Origin of the sequence: Rhizobium sp. RAF56, assembly GCF_052113965.1 — a bacterium.
Taxonomy (GTDB): domain Bacteria; phylum Pseudomonadota; class Alphaproteobacteria; order Rhizobiales; family Rhizobiaceae; genus Rhizobium.
This window is the reverse complement of record NZ_JBFRDU010000019.1, coordinates 91,715-109,397: the sequence shown is the minus strand read 5'-3', so window position 1 is coordinate 109,397 and position 17,683 is coordinate 91,715. Positions and strand designations below refer to the sequence as shown.

At 61.1% G+C, this 17,683-nt stretch carries 12 protein-coding genes; 1 reads left to right on the top strand and 11 read right to left on the bottom strand.

Annotation, left to right across the window (positions count from 1 at the left end; all coding sequences use genetic code 11):
* Positions 1-167 precede the first annotated feature (167 nt).
* The 11 genes from AB4048_RS17415 to AB4048_RS17365 form a co-directional block, all read right to left on the bottom strand.
* Positions 168-638, bottom strand: coding sequence for a cyclic nucleotide-binding domain-containing protein (locus AB4048_RS17415; RefSeq protein WP_442203242.1), 471 nt, complete (start codon positions 636-638; stop codon positions 168-170).
* Between the two features lie 38 nt (positions 639-676).
* Positions 677-3,391, bottom strand: coding sequence for an ABC transporter transmembrane domain-containing protein (locus AB4048_RS17410; RefSeq protein WP_442203241.1), 2,715 nt, complete (start codon positions 3,389-3,391; stop codon positions 677-679).
* 189 nt (positions 3,392-3,580) lie between these two features.
* On the bottom strand, positions 3,581-4,726 hold the full coding sequence (locus AB4048_RS17405) for a glycosyltransferase family protein (protein WP_442203240.1): 1,146 nt from the start codon (positions 4,724-4,726) through the stop codon (positions 3,581-3,583).
* The gene (locus AB4048_RS17400) at positions 4,723-5,970 is read right to left on the bottom strand and encodes a glycosyltransferase (RefSeq protein ID WP_442203239.1); all 1,248 of its coding nucleotides are present in this window, start codon (positions 5,968-5,970) and stop codon (positions 4,723-4,725) included. The genes AB4048_RS17405 and AB4048_RS17400 overlap by 4 nt, the downstream gene beginning before the upstream one ends.
* A gap of 10 nt (positions 5,971-5,980) precedes the next feature.
* Positions 5,981-7,192, bottom strand: coding sequence for a glycosyltransferase family protein (locus AB4048_RS17395; RefSeq protein ID WP_442203238.1), 1,212 nt, complete (start codon positions 7,190-7,192; stop codon positions 5,981-5,983).
* A 94-nt stretch (positions 7,193-7,286) separates the two neighbouring features.
* Positions 7,287-8,462: an ABC transporter permease gene (locus AB4048_RS17390; RefSeq protein WP_442203237.1), complete on the bottom strand. Its 1,176-nt coding sequence runs from the start codon at positions 8,460-8,462 to the stop codon at positions 7,287-7,289.
* Positions 8,459-9,457, bottom strand: a complete 999-nt coding sequence (locus AB4048_RS17385; RefSeq protein WP_442203236.1) for an ABC transporter permease — start codon at positions 9,455-9,457, stop codon at positions 8,459-8,461. Before AB4048_RS17385 ends, AB4048_RS17390 begins: the two co-directional genes overlap by 4 nt.
* Positions 9,458-11,368 carry an ABC transporter substrate-binding protein gene (locus AB4048_RS17380; RefSeq protein WP_442203235.1) on the bottom strand — a complete coding sequence of 637 codons (1,911 nt, stop codon included), beginning with the start codon at positions 11,366-11,368 and terminating at the stop codon, positions 9,458-9,460.
* Entirely contained in the window at positions 11,365-13,245 is a 1,881-nt protein-coding gene (locus AB4048_RS17375; protein ID WP_442203234.1) for an ABC transporter ATP-binding protein, read from the bottom strand. The genes AB4048_RS17380 and AB4048_RS17375 overlap by 4 nt, the downstream gene beginning before the upstream one ends.
* A 125-nt stretch (positions 13,246-13,370) precedes the next feature.
* Positions 13,371-14,711 carry an adenylate/guanylate cyclase domain-containing protein gene (locus AB4048_RS17370; RefSeq protein ID WP_442203233.1) on the bottom strand — a complete coding sequence of 447 codons (1,341 nt, stop codon included), beginning with the start codon at positions 14,709-14,711 and terminating at the stop codon, positions 13,371-13,373.
* Between the two features lie 236 nt (positions 14,712-14,947).
* Positions 14,948-16,141 carry a DUF3095 domain-containing protein gene (locus AB4048_RS17365; RefSeq protein ID WP_442203232.1) on the bottom strand — a complete coding sequence of 398 codons (1,194 nt, stop codon included), beginning with the start codon at positions 16,139-16,141 and terminating at the stop codon, positions 14,948-14,950.
* Positions 16,142-16,501: 360 nt separating this feature from the next.
* Between AB4048_RS17365 and AB4048_RS17360 the strand changes: the two genes are divergently transcribed.
* Positions 16,502-17,629: a sugar ABC transporter substrate-binding protein gene (locus AB4048_RS17360; protein ID WP_442203231.1), complete on the top strand. Its 1,128-nt coding sequence runs from the start codon at positions 16,502-16,504 to the stop codon at positions 17,627-17,629.
* The last annotated feature ends 54 nt before the right edge of the window (positions 17,630-17,683 follow it).

Sequence of the window (17,683 nt, the reverse complement as noted above, 5' to 3'; positions counted from 1 at the left end):
CGGTAGCGGCAACAACAACACCGGCGCTTCCACCGGAGCGCCAGAAGCTACAGCCGGCAACGTCGGCGCTGATATCACTACGACCTCTAACCTGGGTGCCACAAAATTAAACAGAATCAACGCAATAGTCCTTCCCGCGCACAGGTCTCTAAAAGAACAGGTGGCCGTCAGTGGACGGCTTCCGGCTGGGTCTGGCGGCTGCGCGCGGCGCTTAGTTCGCTGGTGGTGTGATAGAGGCGGTCCGCCAGCACGCGCATGATCTCGACAGCCATCTCGGGGAAATCGGTAAGCAGCTTCAGGAAATGTTCCTTGCTGATGCGGAGCGCTTCCAGGCTTGAGGTTGCTTTCACCGTCGCCGTGCGCGAGACGTCGCAGAGAATTGCAATCTCGCCGACGATGGAGTTCACGTCGACGTCGGCGACCTTGATCTGGCCGGCCGGCGTTTCCACGAGGATATCCGCGGTGCCGGACAGGACGACATAGGCTGCGTCACCCGTGTCCCCCTGGCGAAAGAGAATTTGCCCGTCCCTAAAACTGACCCGATCCGAAGTGAACGCCAACAGCTTGAGTTTCGCAGGCGCAATCCGGGAAAAGATCGGCACCTTTTTCAGCATTTCGACTTCATCTTTCAGAAGCATCTGCGTTCAAACTCCCCATTCGGCGCCTTGATAGGATATTACGATAACAGTTCTTTGAACATACCGTTTTTCTCCAGTAGGTCGGTAGACGTTCCGCTTTCAACCAGACTGCCACGATCAAAAACGAGAACGCGGTCGAAAAGTTCGGCGAGCGAAGCGTTGGAGAGCACCCAGATGATCGCCGGCGAGTGCCCTTCCTCATGCAGATCCGTCAGAATTGCACGGGCGATTTGGTCCTGCATGCGATGGTCGAGTGCCGGTACCGGCCTGTTGAAGATGATATAATCGGCCCGCTTGACAAGCACGCGAGCCATATTGAGCTTCTGGCGCTGCATGCTGGTGAGCCGCTTGCCGCCGGAGCCGACGTCGAAGTCGAGCCCAATCGACAGGACGCTATCTTCGAGGCGAAGCTGCTCGAAGAGAGCGCGCATGATGACGTGAATCCGCTCCGGCGCGTCCGCCTGTTGATGCGCGATCCTGCCGAAGAGCACGTTGTCCATCAGCGTCGCGGAGTTGGTGAACCGCTCGGGATCATAGCGTTCGATCGCGGCATTGAGGTCAGCCGGAATGTTGCGGTGGAATTCCGTTCGCGCCTTGACGATCTTATCCATCAGCGCCGATGTCAGAAGACCGAAACGATGCCTCGGCTCGATGTAGGAGAAGCTGAGGCGAATGAAGCTCGATCGCTCCTCAGGCGTTGCCGCGTCGAACCCGCGGCCGCTGAGCTTCTGAAGCAGCGCTTGGTAGGTCGGGATGTCCTCGGCGGTCATAAAGGTGAGCTGCTGGAAGAACGGGTGGTCCGGCGGCAGATCGTTGAACAGTTCGACCGCGTTCTCGGCGATCTCGATGCCCATGGCGTAGAGTTCGGTGTTGAGACCTGTCGTGCTGAAAAGGCTGCGGAAGTAGGGATGCGCCGCAAGTTTGCTGTTGGTCATCAGCGGCCGCTTCAGCGTTCCGAACAAAAGATTCTCACCGACCGTCGCCTGCTGGTTATAGGCGGTGAACTCGAACGGCACGACGAGTTCCTCGATTTCCTCTTCCTTGAGCTTCAGCCGTAGCGCCTGCCTCAGTTCGACAATGCGGCTGGTCAAATCCTCATGCGCCGCGGTTTCGACATTGGAGCGAAGCGCCATGTCGAAGATATCCTGCGAAATCAATACGGCGTCGAGGACGGGGCGCAGTACCTTGTAGATATCGTGCGGACCGCTGGCGCCGGCCGCGGCATAGTCGACCCAGTCGCTATTGAGATCGAGCTCGGGATTTCCTGCCCGCCGCGCCTCCATCATGCTCCACCGGTAGTTTGTCGCCTCCTCGCCTTCATACTCGACCGCCGTCAGCGGCGCGTGCTTCAAGCTGTAGAGGAGATTGTCGCGCAATGTGCCGTGGAAGAAATACGTCTCCGAGGAGGCGTAGGCGATCCGGCGCCCGGTGGTCGCTTCCGGCAAGGAAAGCAGATCGCGCCCGTCGATCGTCACGCGCCCGCTATCGGGCCATGTCGCGCGCCCAAGCGCCTCGGCCAGATATTCGCCGCCGCTACCTGCCGGTCCGACGATCGCAACCGTTTCGCCGGGATGGATCTCCACCGAGACGCGGTCCAGCACGCGCGCGCCGCTATCGTCAGATATGGTGAGGTTGGTGGCTACGAGCGCATGGGCTAGACGTTCCGCCGGCTCCGTCGACAACGCCTGGACCTGCGGATCGAGCAGGCGATCGACGCTGAACTGCTCGACCACCTGATTGTACTTCACCTGGACGTCCTGGCGCGACTGGTCCCAGTCGATCAGGTCCTTCAGTGGCCCCGGCAGGTCCTTGTAGGCGTTGATGACGGCAACGAGCTGACCTATGTCCAGCCGTCCCTTCAGCGCCAGATAGCCGCCGATCGAATAGAACAGGAACGGCGTCACCTGGGCGAGGAAGTTGTTGATGAATTTCACCATGAACTTCCACTGATAGAGATCGTAACGGATCGAAAAGATCAGGCCGAGCCGTTGAACGATATCGGCACGCTCGAGGTTCGAGGTGTCGTTGCCGTGGATGGTGCCGATGCCGTCGACAATCTCGCCGACGCGGCCGGAAAGCTCGCGCGCCGTCAGTTGGCGCTGCCGGCCGAGTTCGATGAGGCGCTTGCGCATCCGAGGAATGATGATCGCCTGGACCGCCACGATAGCCGCCGCGATCATGCCCAGCCAGAAATTCTGCATTATGATGAAGATCAGCGCCGTCAGCGCCTGGCCGCCGAGAAGTGCCGGCTGGACAAAGGCATCGCCGGTAAAGCCGCCCATCGGCTCCACCTCGTCCTTGATCATCGTGGCAATTTCAGCTGCCTTCACGCGCTTGAAATGGTCGGGCGGAAAGCGCAGCACGCGGTCGATCAGTTCGAACCTGATGCGCCTCAGCATCCGCTCTCCCAGCCGGCCCTTGTAGGTGTTGATGTAGAGCTTGAAGAGACCGTTCAGTACCACGAGCCCCAGAAAGACGAGGCTGAGCGCGATCAACATTTCGAGGCGATCGAGTTCCAAACCGCGGAAAATCTCGACATGCCCGATCAGCGGCAGATCGTAGGCGATATGCATGAAGGTCTGCGTGGCGTCCGGCCGCTCGAAACCCTTGCCCTGAATCGGTCCGTTGACGATCTGCTTGGGCAGGTCAAAGGACAGAAAGTAGGGGATCATGGAAGCGAAGACCACCAGCAGAATCCAGACCTGCTCCAGGCGGGTATTCTTCCAGATGTAACGCGCGAGGCTTTTTTCCATTGCTTACCGTATACTCTCGAAAACTAAGGTCTTCACGCCTTCGACTTAGGCGCGTGACAAACATACGCTAGGCAATCAACGGTCGTTGGTGCCCTCTTCCTCCCTTGAACCTAGCCGGTTGTAGCGGGTCCGATTCATCCTCGTGTCAGGTTATACCACAATGCCCGTCGAAGGAACGAGGCTCATCGCCTACGCCGATGGGAGGGAGAAAGCCTCGCAGATGAGGCGTGCGGTCCGCTGAGCGCCATCGAGATCGAGCCCCTGCGCGGACGGTTTTGGCTTAGAGAGCGAGCGGGTGATAGCGTCCGCCAGACGTTCGGCGTTGAGCCCGTCTTCCGGCAGCGAAATGGCAAGGCCCAGTCGCTCCAGGCGTTCTGCCCGCTCGGATTGCTCCGTTTCGCCTCCGGTGGTGAAGGGAACGACAATGGAGCGGCAACCGGTTACGAGCAGGTCGCAGACGGTATTGTACCCGGCCTGCGAGATGGAGAGTTCGGCTTCGCGCAGCAACGACGGAAAATCGCGGCGGAAGCGCACCAATTCAACGTTTGCGGGTGTTTGTGCCCGCGCCGCGATGAAGTCTTCCTCCGGCAGGTTCGGCCCCGCAATCAGGCACCACCGGCGATCCGTCGCGACCATCCTTGCCGCCTCAATCGATGTGCCAATCAGTTCGCGGCCGACGGCGCCGCCACCGGCGGAAACGATGATATCGAAGCGTTCGGCCGGCGCAGGCGGCGGGGCGGGAGCAACCAGTCCCGTATAGGTGATCTTGTCGGCAAGCGCCTCGGCAAGCGGAAAAGTCTCTTCCAGCCGCACGAAATTCGGGTCGCCATGCACCAGCACGCCATCGAAATGCTTCTCGAGTAGTGCGACCGTTTCCTGATCGCGGCCCGGCTTCTTCTTCTCCTGCAGGATATCGCGCACCGATGTATAGAGCTTGGGCCGCGGCGAGGCGTTGCGGATCGCATCCAGCAACGGCAGAAGCTCGAAGCGCATTTGCCGGCGTCCGAAGGGAAACGCCTCGATGATGACGACGTCGGGGCTCGCCGCCTTAAACGCGGACAGGAGGTCGTCGCGACGGGCATTCAGGAAATGTTCGTCGACGGTGTTGCCGTCCTGATCGGCCAGTCCTGAAAATCCGGCAGTGCTCGCCTGAACCGGCGGCAGCGTTACCGACATTACGCCCGGCCCGGGAAAGCCCGGCACCGGCAACCCGCCGGTGACCATAGTCACGGCACAGCCCTTATTGGCGATCGCCGCAGCGACCCGGCTTGCCCGGGCCAGATGGCCGATGCCAAGCAGGTGCTGGACGTAGAAGAAGACGCGCGGCCGTTTCATGCGGACCTCTTCCATTCCTCTTCGAAAAGCCTCGTCAGAGTGCGTATACTGGCATTGTGGTCGAACTCCTGGCGCACACGTGCCTCGGCGGCATCGCCAAGCCGGCGGCGCAGCGCAGGATCGCGAAGAGCGGTTTCAAGCGCGCGGGCAAGTGCTGGCGGATCCTCCGCGGCGACGACGAAGCCATTTTGCCCGTCGACCAGCAATTCCGGGACGCCGGAGACGGCCGTGGAGACGCAGACCAGACGCTGGCTCGCCGCCTCGACGAGAACGTTCGGCAAGCCGTCGCGGTCGCCGTTTGCGGCAACCCGGCAGGCAAGCGCAAACACGTCGGCCTTGCGGTAGTGCCGCAACACCTCTTCCTGCGCCATCGCGCCGTTGAAAGATACGCGCCCGGCGATGCCGAGCTTTGCAGCAAGCACCTTCAGCTTCGGCAACTGATCGCCGCCACCAATATGCTGGAAGCGCCAGTGCAGATCAGCGGGCAACAGTGCAAGTGCCCTGAAGAGCACGTCGTAGCCCTTCTTCTCCACGGCACGCCCGACGCTGAGTATGCGCACAGGATCTGCTTCGTCGGAACCGTCGCGGTCGGAATGCCTGCGTTCGAAGGGCCCGAAGCGGCTGAGGTCGAGGCCGTGATAGCTGAGGTGCACCTGCTCCCTGGCCTCGGTCAACTCGCGCATGTGATCAAAGCCGTTGCGCGTGCAGGTGACTGTCCAGCGGGCGTGGCCAAGCTTTTCCGAAAGCTCCCAATCCGGCGACGTCCAAATATCCTTTGCATGGGCCGAGCAGGTCCACGGCACGCCGGTCATTATGCTGGTATAGCGGGCGACGGACGCCGGGGTGTGAATGAAATGCGCGTGCAGCCAGGCGCCACCATCCGGCCATTCGTGCGCGAGCACGAGGGCCTGGCCAAGGCGGCGTATGCGGTTCGGCGTGATATCGCGCTTTAAATCCGCCCAGAAGCGCTTGAGGAGAAGCTTGAAGCCCGGCTTCCTCATGCCGGCGCGCAGAGCGCTCAGCACGCGCAGCGGCTCCTCGTAGAGATATTCCGGCAGATAGACGACGCGCGCCTTGATCTCGTCATGGACGGGATGGCGTTTCTTGTCCGTTGGCCTGCGCATGGAGATGAGGGTCAGATCAAAGCCCGCGCGCTCGAGGCCCAGCAGCTCCTGCGCAATGAACGTTTCGGACAGACGCGGATAGCCCTTCAGAACGACCAGAATTTTCCTGCGGTTTGACAAGACGGCCGCTCTATTCTGCGACGATCGAAAGCGGCGGATAGGAATCGCGATCCAGCCAGTCTCCGACCGTGCGGGAAATGTGCACCAGGCCTTCGAGCCGCATGTTGTCCTTGCCGGTCTGCGAAGGCGGAAGACGATCGGGCAGGCGCTTCAGCGCCTCGGCGAGCCGCATCGGATCGGCCGATTCCTCCGGCAGCAGCATTTCCACGAGGCCAAGCGCGCTTGCGCGCTGGGCACGGATCAGCTGCTCTTCGCGCGGGCGCGTGCGCGGGATGATCAGCGCCGGCTTGTCGAAGGAGAGGATCTCGCAATAGGTGTTGTAACCGCCCATGGCGACCACCGCCTTGGCACCGGCGATCAGCGCCTCCATGCGGTTGTCGAATTCGATGACCTCCAGACAGGCGATGCGGCTGCTGCGTTCCAGAAGTTCGGCACGCTCCCTGGCCGGCATATAGGGTCCGAGCACGATCAACGTCTTGTGATCGAGCGTATTGTCCTGCTCGTAGGCGGTCACCACGTCACGCACGAGATCGGCGCCGTCGCCGCCGCCGCCGGTGGTGACGAGAATATAATCCTCGTTCGGCACATGCTCCGAAGGGGCGTTATGGCCGACGCTGCGCTGCAGAAAGCCTACGAATTCCATCTTGCGCCGGACACCCGAGGGCACATCGAGCCCGGCCAGCGGATCATAGAAGTCCGGCGGCCCGTAGACCCAGATCCGGTCGTAGAACTTGTCGATCTTGCGAAGCACGTCGTTCCGCTTCCACTCCACGTCGAGAAGATGCGGCGCATCCATGACGTCGCGCAGCCCGAGCACGAGCTTCGTGCCCCGCGCCTTGAGGTAGGCGAGCGTTTCCTCGACCTCTCCCTTCAGCCCCATCGGCTCCTTGTCGACGATGAAGATATCGGGTTGAAAGGTCTCGGCCGTATGCCGGATGATGGATTGGCGCATCTTCAGCGTTTCGTGAAGATCGACATGGCTTGCCATCGACGTGTATTCGCCGTCGCGCAGCTTGATGACGCTCGGTATTTTTACGAAATCGACGCGCGCGCGATAGTCGAAGGCGCCGGCGATCGTCGCGCCGGACATGATCAGCACGCTAAGCCCGCGGTAGTCTTCCACCAGCGAATGGGCAATCGTCCGACAGCGGCGCAAGTGGCCGAGACCGAACGTGTCATGGCTGTACATGAGAATGCGAACGTCGTCCAATCGCCGCGTCATGGGCTAAGCCTCAGTATAGAAGTCATTCAGGTCCCCGAAGCACGCCTGCATCGATTGCCGGCACGTAGAGTCCGCGTTTTCTGCAAGTTCTTGCTTATTTGTATGGATCGGCAGCATCGCGCAAGCCGTCTCCCAAAAAATTAAACGCGAGGATGACGAGAACGACCGGCACCATGGGGAAGAGAAGCCATGGATAAAAGGCGATGACGCTCACGCTTCTCGCCTCGGTGAGCAGGATGCCCCAGCTCGTGATCGGCGGCCGCAGACCGAGCCCGAGGAAGCTCAGCGCGGTCTCGCCGAGAATCATGCTCGGGATGGAAATCGTCGCCGTCGCGATCAGATGCGACATGAAGCCCGGCACGAGATGTCGCCCGATGATGCGGGCGGTACCCGCTCCCATCAATTGCGCTGCGGTGACGTAGTCCTCCTCGCGCAGCGACAGAAGTTTGGAGCGCACGGCGCGCGCCAATCCCGTCCAATCGAGGATGCCGAGGATAATGGTGATGCCGAAATAGACGAGGATCGGGCTCCACGTGACCGGCATGATCGCCGCGAGCGCCATCCAGAGCGGCAGGCTCGGCAGCGATTGCAGCACCTCGATCACTCGCTGGACGAGCAGATCGAACACACCGCCATGGTATCCGGCGAGGCCGCCGATGATGATACCGAGCACGAAACTGATCGATATGCCGATCAAGCCGATCGTCAGCGAAATACGTGCGCCGAAAATGATGCGCGAGAGCACGTCGCGGCCGAGCCTGTCGGTCCCTAAGAGAAACATCTGACCGCCGATTGCAGGGCAGACCAGATGCAGATCCGAATCCACCAGTCCCCAGAAGCGATAGGGGTCGCCGCGGCAGAAGAAGCGGAGAGGTTGCACGTCGTTGGCCTTATCCGAATAGACACGTCGGAGAGTATCCATGTCCAGCACCATCCTGCGGCCATAGACGAACGGTCCGACGAGCGACCCCTCATGGAAAAGATGGATGCGTTGTGGTGGCGAATGGATGAATTCGACGTTGCGGGTGTGCAGATTGTAGGGCGCTAGGAATTCAGCGAACAACGTGGAGGCATACATCAACAGCAGGAAAACGCCGGACGCGAGCGCCAGCTTGTGCTGCTTGAATTTCCACCACATCAGCCGCTTCTGCGACGCCATATGGACGCGCGTTTGGCCTGGGGATAGGGCTTCAAACTGCGCCGGATCGAACGGCGTCGTCGACACGTAGTGTTCCAGCGGTGCTCCGGGGTTCGGCAGGGGAATGGTCACTTCGTGCTCCTGCCTTGTAAGCGTATGCGCGGATCGAGAAAGCCGAGCGCGATGTCGGAAATCAGTACGCCGATCACGTTCAAGAATGCCAGGAACATGAGGAACGAACCGGCGAGATACATGTCCTGGCTCTGCAGCGCCTTGATCAGCATCGGCCCGGTCGTTTCAAGCGACAGCACGATCGCAGTGATTTCAGCACCCGAAATGATCGAGGGCAGGATCGAGCCGATATCGGCGACGAAGAAGTTGAGCGCCATGCGAAGGGGATACTTGATGAGCGCCCGCAGCGGATGCAGCCCCTTGGCACGGGCGGTGATGACATATTGCTTCTGCATTTCGTCGAGCAGATTGGCGCGCAGTCGGCGGATCATGCCCGCCGTTCCCGCAGTCCCGACGATCATGACCGGGATCCAGAGATGCGAGAGGATCGAGCGCGCCTTTTCCCAGCTCATGGGCTCGTTCAAGAATTTCTGGTCCATCAGGTGGCCGATGGACACGCCGAACCAGACATTGGCGAAGTACATGAGCAGCAATGCCAGCATGAAATTCGGGATGGCGATGCCGAGCAACCCCAGGAATGTCAGCCCGTAATCTCCCCAACTGTACTGGTGCGTTGCCGAATAGATACCGATCGGAAAGGCGATCAGCCAGGTGACGATGATGGTGGAGACGGACACGAGGATCGTCAGCCATAGCCGATCGCCGACGACGTCCGACACAGGCAACTGATACTCGAAGGAATAGCCGAAGTCTCCGTGCAGCATGCCTCCGACCCAATTGAAATATTGCATCACCATGGGCTGGTCGAGCCCATGTTCGCGACGCATGTCCTCGATTTCCTGCAGGTTCGCGGTTTCGCCCTGGGCGCGCAGTTCTGCGATCTGGCTTTCGAAAAAGTCGCCGGGCGGCAACTGGATGATGGTGAAGACGAGCATCGAGATGACGAGCAGCGTCGGGACCATCACGGCGATGCGCCAGAGGATATATCGCAGCATCTAGCGCTCCTCCTTCAGCCAGAACGTATCGGGCATGTAGACGCCGAAATAGGAGGTTGGGTCGAAGCCGAAGAGCGCCCGCTCCGGAACGTTCTGCAGATTTGCGGTATGGACGATCGGCTGCGACGTGCCGTTGATCAGCCCGATCGAGAAGACCTGCTGTGTGAAAATGGACAGCATCTGGTGCCACACCGTGGCCCGCTCGTCGAAGCTCGCGGCAGACCGCCATTGATTGAGCAGTTCCACTAGTTGGGTCGCCTCGGGAATATCCGGCGCTGCACCCTGGCTGCCGCCGGACAGATAGTACATGCCCCACAGCGGCCATTGCATCTGATCGTCCTGCGTCGGTGCGAGCTGTGCCGGGTTCATGTCGGCGGTGGGAACGCCGTTGTCGAGGCCGTACCAGATCGACATCATGATGCGACCGCCCATGGCACGGCTGCGAAAGATGTCGCGCTGCGAGCTGCGCGTATAGAGCGCAATACCAACTCTTCGCCAGTGATCGGTGACGAGCTCCAGCACATCGGTATCGAGAATGCTTTCGCCCGCCGTTTCGACGGTGATCTCGGCAGGACGGCCATCCGGTAGAAGCCGAATGCCGTTGCTGTCGCGGTTCTGAAGGCCCGCCTGATCGAGGAGTGCGTTGGCTTGATCGGGATCGTGCGCGATCCAGGCCTCCGCATATTCCGGTTTGAACAGAGGGCTCTCCGGCAGCACGGTGTCCGCGCTCGCGACCCCAAGGCCGTAGAAGACGGCCATATTGATTTCATGCCGGTCGATCGCGAGCGACAGTGCCCGGCGAACCCTGACGTCGTGGAAGAGTGAACGCCAGACCGGGTCGGCGCTGTTCAGGTTCGGCAGCAGCGCCACGCGCGATCCGCGCGCCATCTTCCACAGGTTCACCCGAACCGGATAGCGCTTCTCGGCGTCCTTGAGGAAGGCGTAGTCGTTGAAGTCGATCCCGACGGCCTGAAGATCGGTTTCCCCAGCGCCTGCCTTAGCCGCGATGATCGAGGCCGAACTTACGTTCAGAACGAAGCGGTCGACATAGGGAAGCTGGCGCCCGTTTTCGTCGACGCGGTGGAAGAAGGGATTGCGCTCGAAGACGAACTGGTCGGCCGGCGGCTTGGTGGTATTGCGCCAGGGGTCGAGCACCGGCAGCTGCGGATTGTCCGGCCGGTATCCTCGGCCCATCTTGATATGCAGGTCGGCCCACTTCTTCACGCGGTTTTCCTGCATCAGCGACTGCAACCGGAATTCGTCCTGATACTTCTTGTGGAACTGCTTGAGATAGTGTGAGGGGCCGACGAGCACCAATGGCTGCGGAGCGGCCAGGCTCGGCAGAAATTCGGGATTCGGTTTGTCCCAGCTATAGCGTACGGTGAGACGGTCGATCACTTCAAAGCGCGGCAAATCGCCATGCGGCCGCAACTCCAGCGCTCCCCCACCCGGCGTCAGTGTCTTGTTGAGGATGACGTCTTCCCACCAGTAGCGGAAATCGTCGGTCGTCAGCGGCTCACCGTCGGACCAGCGGTGCCCAGGGCGGATCCGGAACGTGAAGACCCTGGCGTCGGTCGTCTCAAAGGCCTCCAGGATATCCGGCTGCAACTGCAGCTTCTGGTCGTATCCGACCAGTCGCGCGTAGCCGTAGATCGTCATGAAGCGGATATCCTTTTCGCTTCCGATGATCGTCCGCAGCGAGCCGCCATAAGTCCCGGGCTGGCGGCCCATCTCCTTCACGTTGACGATGCGCGGACGCAAGGGAACGCGCTCGTTGAGGGGAGGCAGGTCCCCGGCAATGAGCCACGGCCGCAGATATTCCGGTTCACGGTCCTGGTCGCCGAGGGCGAGCGCCGAGCCGGGAAGCACGGTGGATGCCATTAGCCCGAGAAAGGTTCGACGCTTTATCACTGCCGCAATTCCCGTATGTCTACGCCGCGGCGCGCGCGCACGAAGTGACCGCCGCCGAGATCGGCGTAGGCAAGATGTTCGGCGTCGTCGCCCTCGGTAAACTGCGGCCCCCAATTCCGCTTCGATGGCCCGTGCGCCAGCAGTCCCGCGAAGTCGAGCGGTCGGTCGAGATCCGGGAACGGGACGGCGGCGAGCAGCGAACGGGTATAGGGATGAACCGGGTCGCGCAGGATGATCTCGCGCGGCGCGATCTCGACGATCCTGCCGCGATACATGACGGCAATGCGGTCGGCCATGTAATCGACGACGGCGAGGTTGTGAGAAATGAACAGATAGGTGAGGCCGAGCTCCTTCTGCAGATCCTTGAGCAGGTTGAGGATCTGCGCCTGAACCGACACATCGAGCGCCGACACAGGCTCGTCGAGGATCAACAGTTTCGGCCCCAGCGCGAGCGCGCGCGCAATGCCGATGCGCTGCCGCTGCCCACCGGAGAAACTATGGGGATAACGGCTGAGATAGCGCTCGTCGAGCCCGATCGCCTTCATCAGCGCCTTCACCTTCTGCTTGCGCTCGTCGTGGGTCCCCTGGTCGTGAATCTCAAGCGGCTCGCTCAGAATGTTGCGAACCGTCATGCGCGGCGACAAGGAGGAAACCGGGTCCTGGAAGACCATCTGGATGCGGGTCCGCAGATCCATCAGCTCCCTGCCGCCAACGGAAAGCACGTCAATCTCGCCGTTGCCGTCGTTAAAGTTCACTTCGCCGCCGTCGGGCCGGATCGCACGCATCAGGATCTTGCTGACCGTCGTCTTGCCGCAGCCGCTTTCCCCGACGAGGCCAAGGCATTCGCCGCGCCTGATATCGAAGCTGACATCGTCGACTGCCCGGAAGACCGTGGCTTCTCCCCGCGCGAAGAGGCCGCGCTTCTTGTTGACGTAAGACTTCGAAAGATTTCGTACGGAAAGGAGGACGTCGGGACCGCCCGCCTGCGATTCTTTCTTGCGCGTAAATGTGCCCAGGTCGACCGGCACGTCGCGCAGCGACTTCAGCCGCTCGCCTGCCTTCATGTCGAAATGCGGTATGGCCGATATCAGGCCCTTGAGATAGGGATGGCGCGGCTCGCGGAAGATCGACTCAACCGGCCCCGCCTCCATGATCTCGCCGTGATAGATCACGACCACTTCGTCGGCCATGTTGGCGACCACGCCGAGATCGTGCGTGATCAGGAGCATGGCCATGTTGAACTTCTGCTGCAGGTCGCGCAGCAGCCCGAGAATCTGGGCCTGGATGGTGACGTCGAGTGCCGTCGTCGGTTCGTCGGCGATCAGGAGCGCGGGATTGCAGATCAAGGCCATCGCGATCATGGCGCGCTGGCGCATGCCACCCGACAGTTCGAAGGGATACATGTCGTAGGTGCGGCTCGGATTGGCAAAGCCGACGAGCCCCAGCATCTCCTCCGTCTTCTCGCGCTGTTCCGCCTTGGTGGTGGGGAAGTGGATGCGCAGCGCTTCGCTGATCTGGTTGCCCACCGTATGCAGCGGCGACAGCGATGTCATCGGCTCCTGGAAGATCGTCGCCATGCGGCAACCCCGAAGCGCCCGCATATCGGGACTGTCAGGCGACAGTTCCAGGATGTCGGTGGTTTCGCCGTTCGCAGGATCGGTAAAGAGTATCCGGCCCGTGGCTTTGGCCGCGGACGGCAGGATGCCCATGATCGCCTGGCTCATGATCGACTTGCCGGATCCGGATTCGCCGACCAGCGCCGTGACCTTGCCGGGAAGAATTCTCAGATTGGCGCTTTTGACCACGCTGAGCTTGTCCCCGAAAATGGAGAACGAGACGTCGAGGCCCTCGACACGCAATACATCCGCTCCTGCCATGCCAAGATGTTCCCGCTCGCCGGACCCTGCCGGCCCACTTTTTTAGCACACTAACGTAGGCCATCGGGGGTGTCTAGCGGAGTGGTCTGCAAGCAAAAATCAGTAGGCGGGCGAGTGCTTTACTACTACATCAGGCCTCGCGCCTGGCCGAGCTTGGCTTGCCTGCTCGCGTCGCGGTGAAGCAGAATGACCTGTTCCGCCTCGGAAAGTCCGTCGCGCCCGACGTCCTTCGGATGCTCATCCTGGTTCATCGGAAGCAGGAGTTCCTTCGGATGCAGGACGGTCAGCTTCTGGCCGACGCCGCGCAGCTTTTCTTCACCAAGCGTCGTCCATTCGCCGCCGCTGTAGCCGGCGAATGCTTGGCTGGCAATGATCTCCTGCGAATACTTCTTTGTCAGCGACTGCAGACGCTCGACTTCGTTGACCGCGGCCCCAAACGCCGAGAACGTCAGGCGGTCCCTCAGCCCGACATTGCCGAACATGACGTTGCCGACGTGCAGCCCGATGCCATAGCGAATGGCGTTGAGGCTCTTGCCCTGGCGCTCACGGTTAAGTTCGGCCACACGATTTTGAGCCTGAAAGACCGCCGACAGCGCCGCTTCGCACGCTGCCCTCGAAGGGTCCTTGTGTCGGCCGCACGGGTAGACCGCCAGGAAGCCGTCGCCGAGAAAGCTCATGATTTCGCCGCCGTTGCGGTTGAAGGGCGCAGCGATCGCGTCGAAGAATTCGTTGAGCGTATCGATATAGGCCTGTCGTCCTTCCTTTTCCGCGTAGGCCGTCGATTGCCGCATATCGCCCATGACGAGAGCAGCCCTGATCGTCTCCCCGTCGCCGCGGCGGATCTGGCCGTTCAAAACCCGGTTACCCGCATCGCCCCCGAGATAGGTGGTAAGCATATTGTTCGCCAGCCGTCCGAGCACGGCCATCTTGGCAGCGACCGCAAGATGCTTCTGCATGCGCATCAGCGCGGCAATCATCTCTTCGGTAAAGCCGGCGTGGCTGTCGGTCGACCAGGAGCCCATCATCCCTTGCGCGGTATCGCTGCCGAAGGCCTGAACGAAGGCGATGTAATCGGTGAACTTCTCCTTGTGGAAGTCGTCGAAAACGGGAAACTCAGCTGGGCCGTCCACATCGAGGCGCCGGCGCATATGCTCGAGATTGTTGCTCAGAAGGTAGTAGTAAGGGCTTTGGAGAAAGCGCTCGGGTTTTTCGCCGGCCTCGCGACGATAGCCTTCGACCGTCAGCCCACTGGCCCGCCGCCACGTGAAGCCGAGTGCATCGTAAAGCGGGTGCAGCATCGAAAAGGTGAGATGAACTCGGGCGATCGGTAGGCCAGACGCGGCGATGCGCTCGCAGAAGCCCCGCACGAGATCTTCAAGATTGCCGCCGGCCAGCGACGATTGCATTAACCACTCGGCGACCTTATCGAGAAATATGTCTGAAACGCTTGAATAGACCGTCTTCATCCTCGGAACCTAACGCGTTGCGGGCCCCTGGTGACCGGTCGCGTCACAGAGGCGCGGCATAGGTCGTGCCGGAGCAACCGACACGGGGCCGAATAAATGAAAAAACAATGATTCCGCCCCTTTGGGCAGACCAACGGCATGCGGGCGACGCGGCGCTCCCGTGCCCGTCCCATCCTTAAGAAATAGGTCCGCCCTATCGCTGAAACAATGGGAGGAAGAAGGAAAAGTGACAAAGTTCAGCTGTGAGACGTGCCTGCCGCGACGGTCGATGGGCCGGAATGCAGCTTCGCCGCAAGGCGGCCTGCGGCTATCGCGTAACCGCCATCCGCGCCGTCAATGAAGTGCATGTGATCCCGGGAAAGTGGCGTCGGCACGAAGCAGGTCATCAGCGCCGCTTCCTGGCGATGAAGCCCGTAGCGGCAGATACCCAGCCGTTCCGCCTCGGCGAGCCGCGTCTCGATCCGCGAAAGGTGCTCGCGATCCACATCGATCGTCATCTTCAGCCCGTCGTCGAACTTGCGGAAATCGGAGTTCGCCGCCACGTCGCGCTTGTATCGGCGGGCATCGAAGCGCCCCAGGGTGATGCCGGTCTTATGCAGGAACCATATCAGCACCATTTGCCCGATGATCGACAAGCGACGGGTCAGGCGGCCACTCTTTTCATCGGCGGTGGCCACCTCGGCCTTGAGGCCCGCAAGCGACAATCCCAGTTGGGGGCCGTCGGGCGGGACAGGATGACCGTCACGGCCCTGTTCCATCGAAATGGCGATGATGTCGGAGACGAGGTGCTGAAAATCGGGACCGTTACCGGCCGGACCGGGCGTGGCAATGATCGACACGATTTCGCCGGCACGCGCGGCAATGGGATTCCATCGGCAGGACAGGCCCTTGAGGTCCGGGCGAACGCTATCGGGCGCCAGTTCGACGCCGAAGCGACCCGCCTTCATCTGCTTTTCCGCCCAGCTTGCCCCGCCGCCGGCGAACATCGCGTAAGACACAAGCGGACTGGCGCCGAAGCGCGCCACCAGCACGTCCAGCCCTTCCGCCCGCACGCTCGTCATCGGAACGAGGGCGACACGAAGGCTGAGCTGTAGTTCCTCGGCAACCCAGCGCTGTACCGCCGCGAGAGCCGTGCGCACCCTTTCGACACCTGCTCTTGGTATCGCAACCAACGCGCCGTCACCACCGAAAACAAAGGGATAATCACCCTGATCGAGCGCGTTGACGACCGCCGAAATGACGCTCGCGCCCGCCATGTTGACCGCCTTGTAGCGCCCTGCGGAAATCGCTTCCGTCGAGCTGACGATATCGGCGAGCGCCAGATGCCAGTCATCCGGAAGCGGCCGGTAGTTGTCGTTGTCGGTCACCCCTTCGAAGCGTGAAAAGACCGGCAGGTTGCGGAAGAAGTCGTCTTGCTTTGGATCGGGCATGGCGAAACCCTAGCATGTTTGCCAGTTGCGAGCGAGGCAGCGGGCGCTCGTGTTTGCATGCATGCCGCCGGAAAAAGATCGCTCTTGCCGATTGCCGCTTGTACCGCTTTTAGCCGTGGAAATGGGCCCGCTGCCGCGGCTTTACAGCAATATTACACAGTACTACTATTCCCAATCGTCGCCGCGTGGGAGGAGACCCGGGGTCGACGTGTGTCGATACGTTCGCTGAAGGACGTCCTTCATCCAGCATTTCGCGCGCTAAGTCGCGTTTCCCGCGATCTTTCACCCGATACACGCTGGAGCGCCCCCGGCCAGTTGCAGCACAAGACGCCAGGAGAAAATAAACAGGGAGGAACTTCGATGATCAAGTCATTGCTCGGCGGTCTCGCCGGCGTAGCCACTGTTGCGTTTCTGAGTTCGACCGCCATGGCCGCTGGGCCAAAGGTGGTCACGGGTCCGGCAGCCGATGCCGGGTGTTTCACGCCCTGGGCCGCCGATACCCAGTTCTTCCAGTATCCCGCCAAAAAGGGGCCGTTCCGCATCGCGCTTGCCAACGGCTATATCGCCAATACCTGGCGCATCCAGATGATCCAGACGGCGAAGGCCTATGCGGAACAACCGGACGTCAAGGCGAGGCTCAAGGAATTCAAGGTCGTATCGACTGGCGAGGACGTACCCGCACAGATCTCGGCGATCAACAACTTCATCGACTCGGGCTATGATGCGATCGTGGTCAATGCACAGAATCCGACAGCCTTCGGGCCGGTGATCAAGCGCGCCAAGGATGCGGGCGTCATTCTCGTGGCCTTTGACAACATCCTCGACACCAAGGACTCCATAAACGTCAACGTGGACCAAAAGGGCTTGGGCGAGCTCTGGGCGAAATGGCTGGTCAAGAACGTACCGGACGGCGGCAAGATCCTCGAGGTGCGCGGCGTCGCCGGCACCTCGGTCGATACCGACCGTCACAACGGCATTCACGAAGTGCTCGATGCCTCGGGCAAGAAGTGGCAAGTCACCGAGGTAGCCGGCAAATGGGATGACAGCGTTGCCCAGAAGGTCACGGCCGACGCCATTGCCACCAACGGTCCCTTCGTCGGCATAACCGGGCAGGGCGGCGACACCGGCATCGTGCAGGCGATGATGGACGCCAAGCATCCCTTCGTGCCCTTCGGCGGCGAGACGGAAAATGGTTTCCGCAAATTCTGCGCCACGCACGCCAAGGACGGACTGAAATGCTCGTCGGCAGGCACGGGCCCGGCGCAAGTCGCTGTTGCGATCAAGACGGCGATTACGGCCCTTGAAGGCCAGGTCGTGCCGCAGTCGGTCAAGCTGCCGCTCGCGATCGTCGAAGACCCGAACTTCAAGAAGGATCAGGATTTCTTCCCCGATCAGTCCGACAACTTCTTCGTCGGCAATTCCTTCCCAACCTGCGGCATCAATTTCACCGCCCAGGAAATCATGGGGCAGACCAAGGAAAACCAGTAATCCGGTCTGACTGCAATTGCGCCGCGGAGCAAGCTCCGCGGCGTCTCAAGTCCA

Bases quoted from the DNA above. Each gene is read 5' to 3' on its own strand.
- AB4048_RS17385 (WP_442203236.1), bottom strand. From the start codon at position 9,457: ATGCTGCGATATATCCTCTGGCGCATCGCCGTGATGGTCCCGACGCTG.
- AB4048_RS17375 (WP_442203234.1), bottom strand. From the start codon at position 13,245: ATGGCAGGAGCGGATGTATTGCGTGTCGAGGGCCTCGACGTCTCGTTC.
- AB4048_RS17370 (WP_442203233.1), bottom strand. From the start codon at position 14,711: ATGAAGACGGTCTATTCAAGCGTTTCAGACATATTTCTCGATAAGGTC.
- AB4048_RS17405 (WP_442203240.1), bottom strand. From the start codon at position 4,726: ATGAAACGGCCGCGCGTCTTCTTCTACGTCCAGCACCTGCTTGGCATC.
- AB4048_RS17365 (WP_442203232.1), bottom strand. From the start codon at position 16,141: ATGCCCGATCCAAAGCAAGACGACTTCTTCCGCAACCTGCCGGTCTTT.
- AB4048_RS17395 (WP_442203238.1), bottom strand. From the start codon at position 7,192: ATGACGCGGCGATTGGACGACGTTCGCATTCTCATGTACAGCCATGAC.
- AB4048_RS17410 (WP_442203241.1), bottom strand. From the start codon at position 3,391: ATGGAAAAAAGCCTCGCGCGTTACATCTGGAAGAATACCCGCCTGGAG.
- AB4048_RS17415 (WP_442203242.1), bottom strand. From the start codon at position 638: ATGCTTCTGAAAGATGAAGTCGAAATGCTGAAAAAGGTGCCGATCTTT.
- AB4048_RS17360 (WP_442203231.1), top strand. From the start codon at position 16,502: ATGATCAAGTCATTGCTCGGCGGTCTCGCCGGCGTAGCCACTGTTGCG.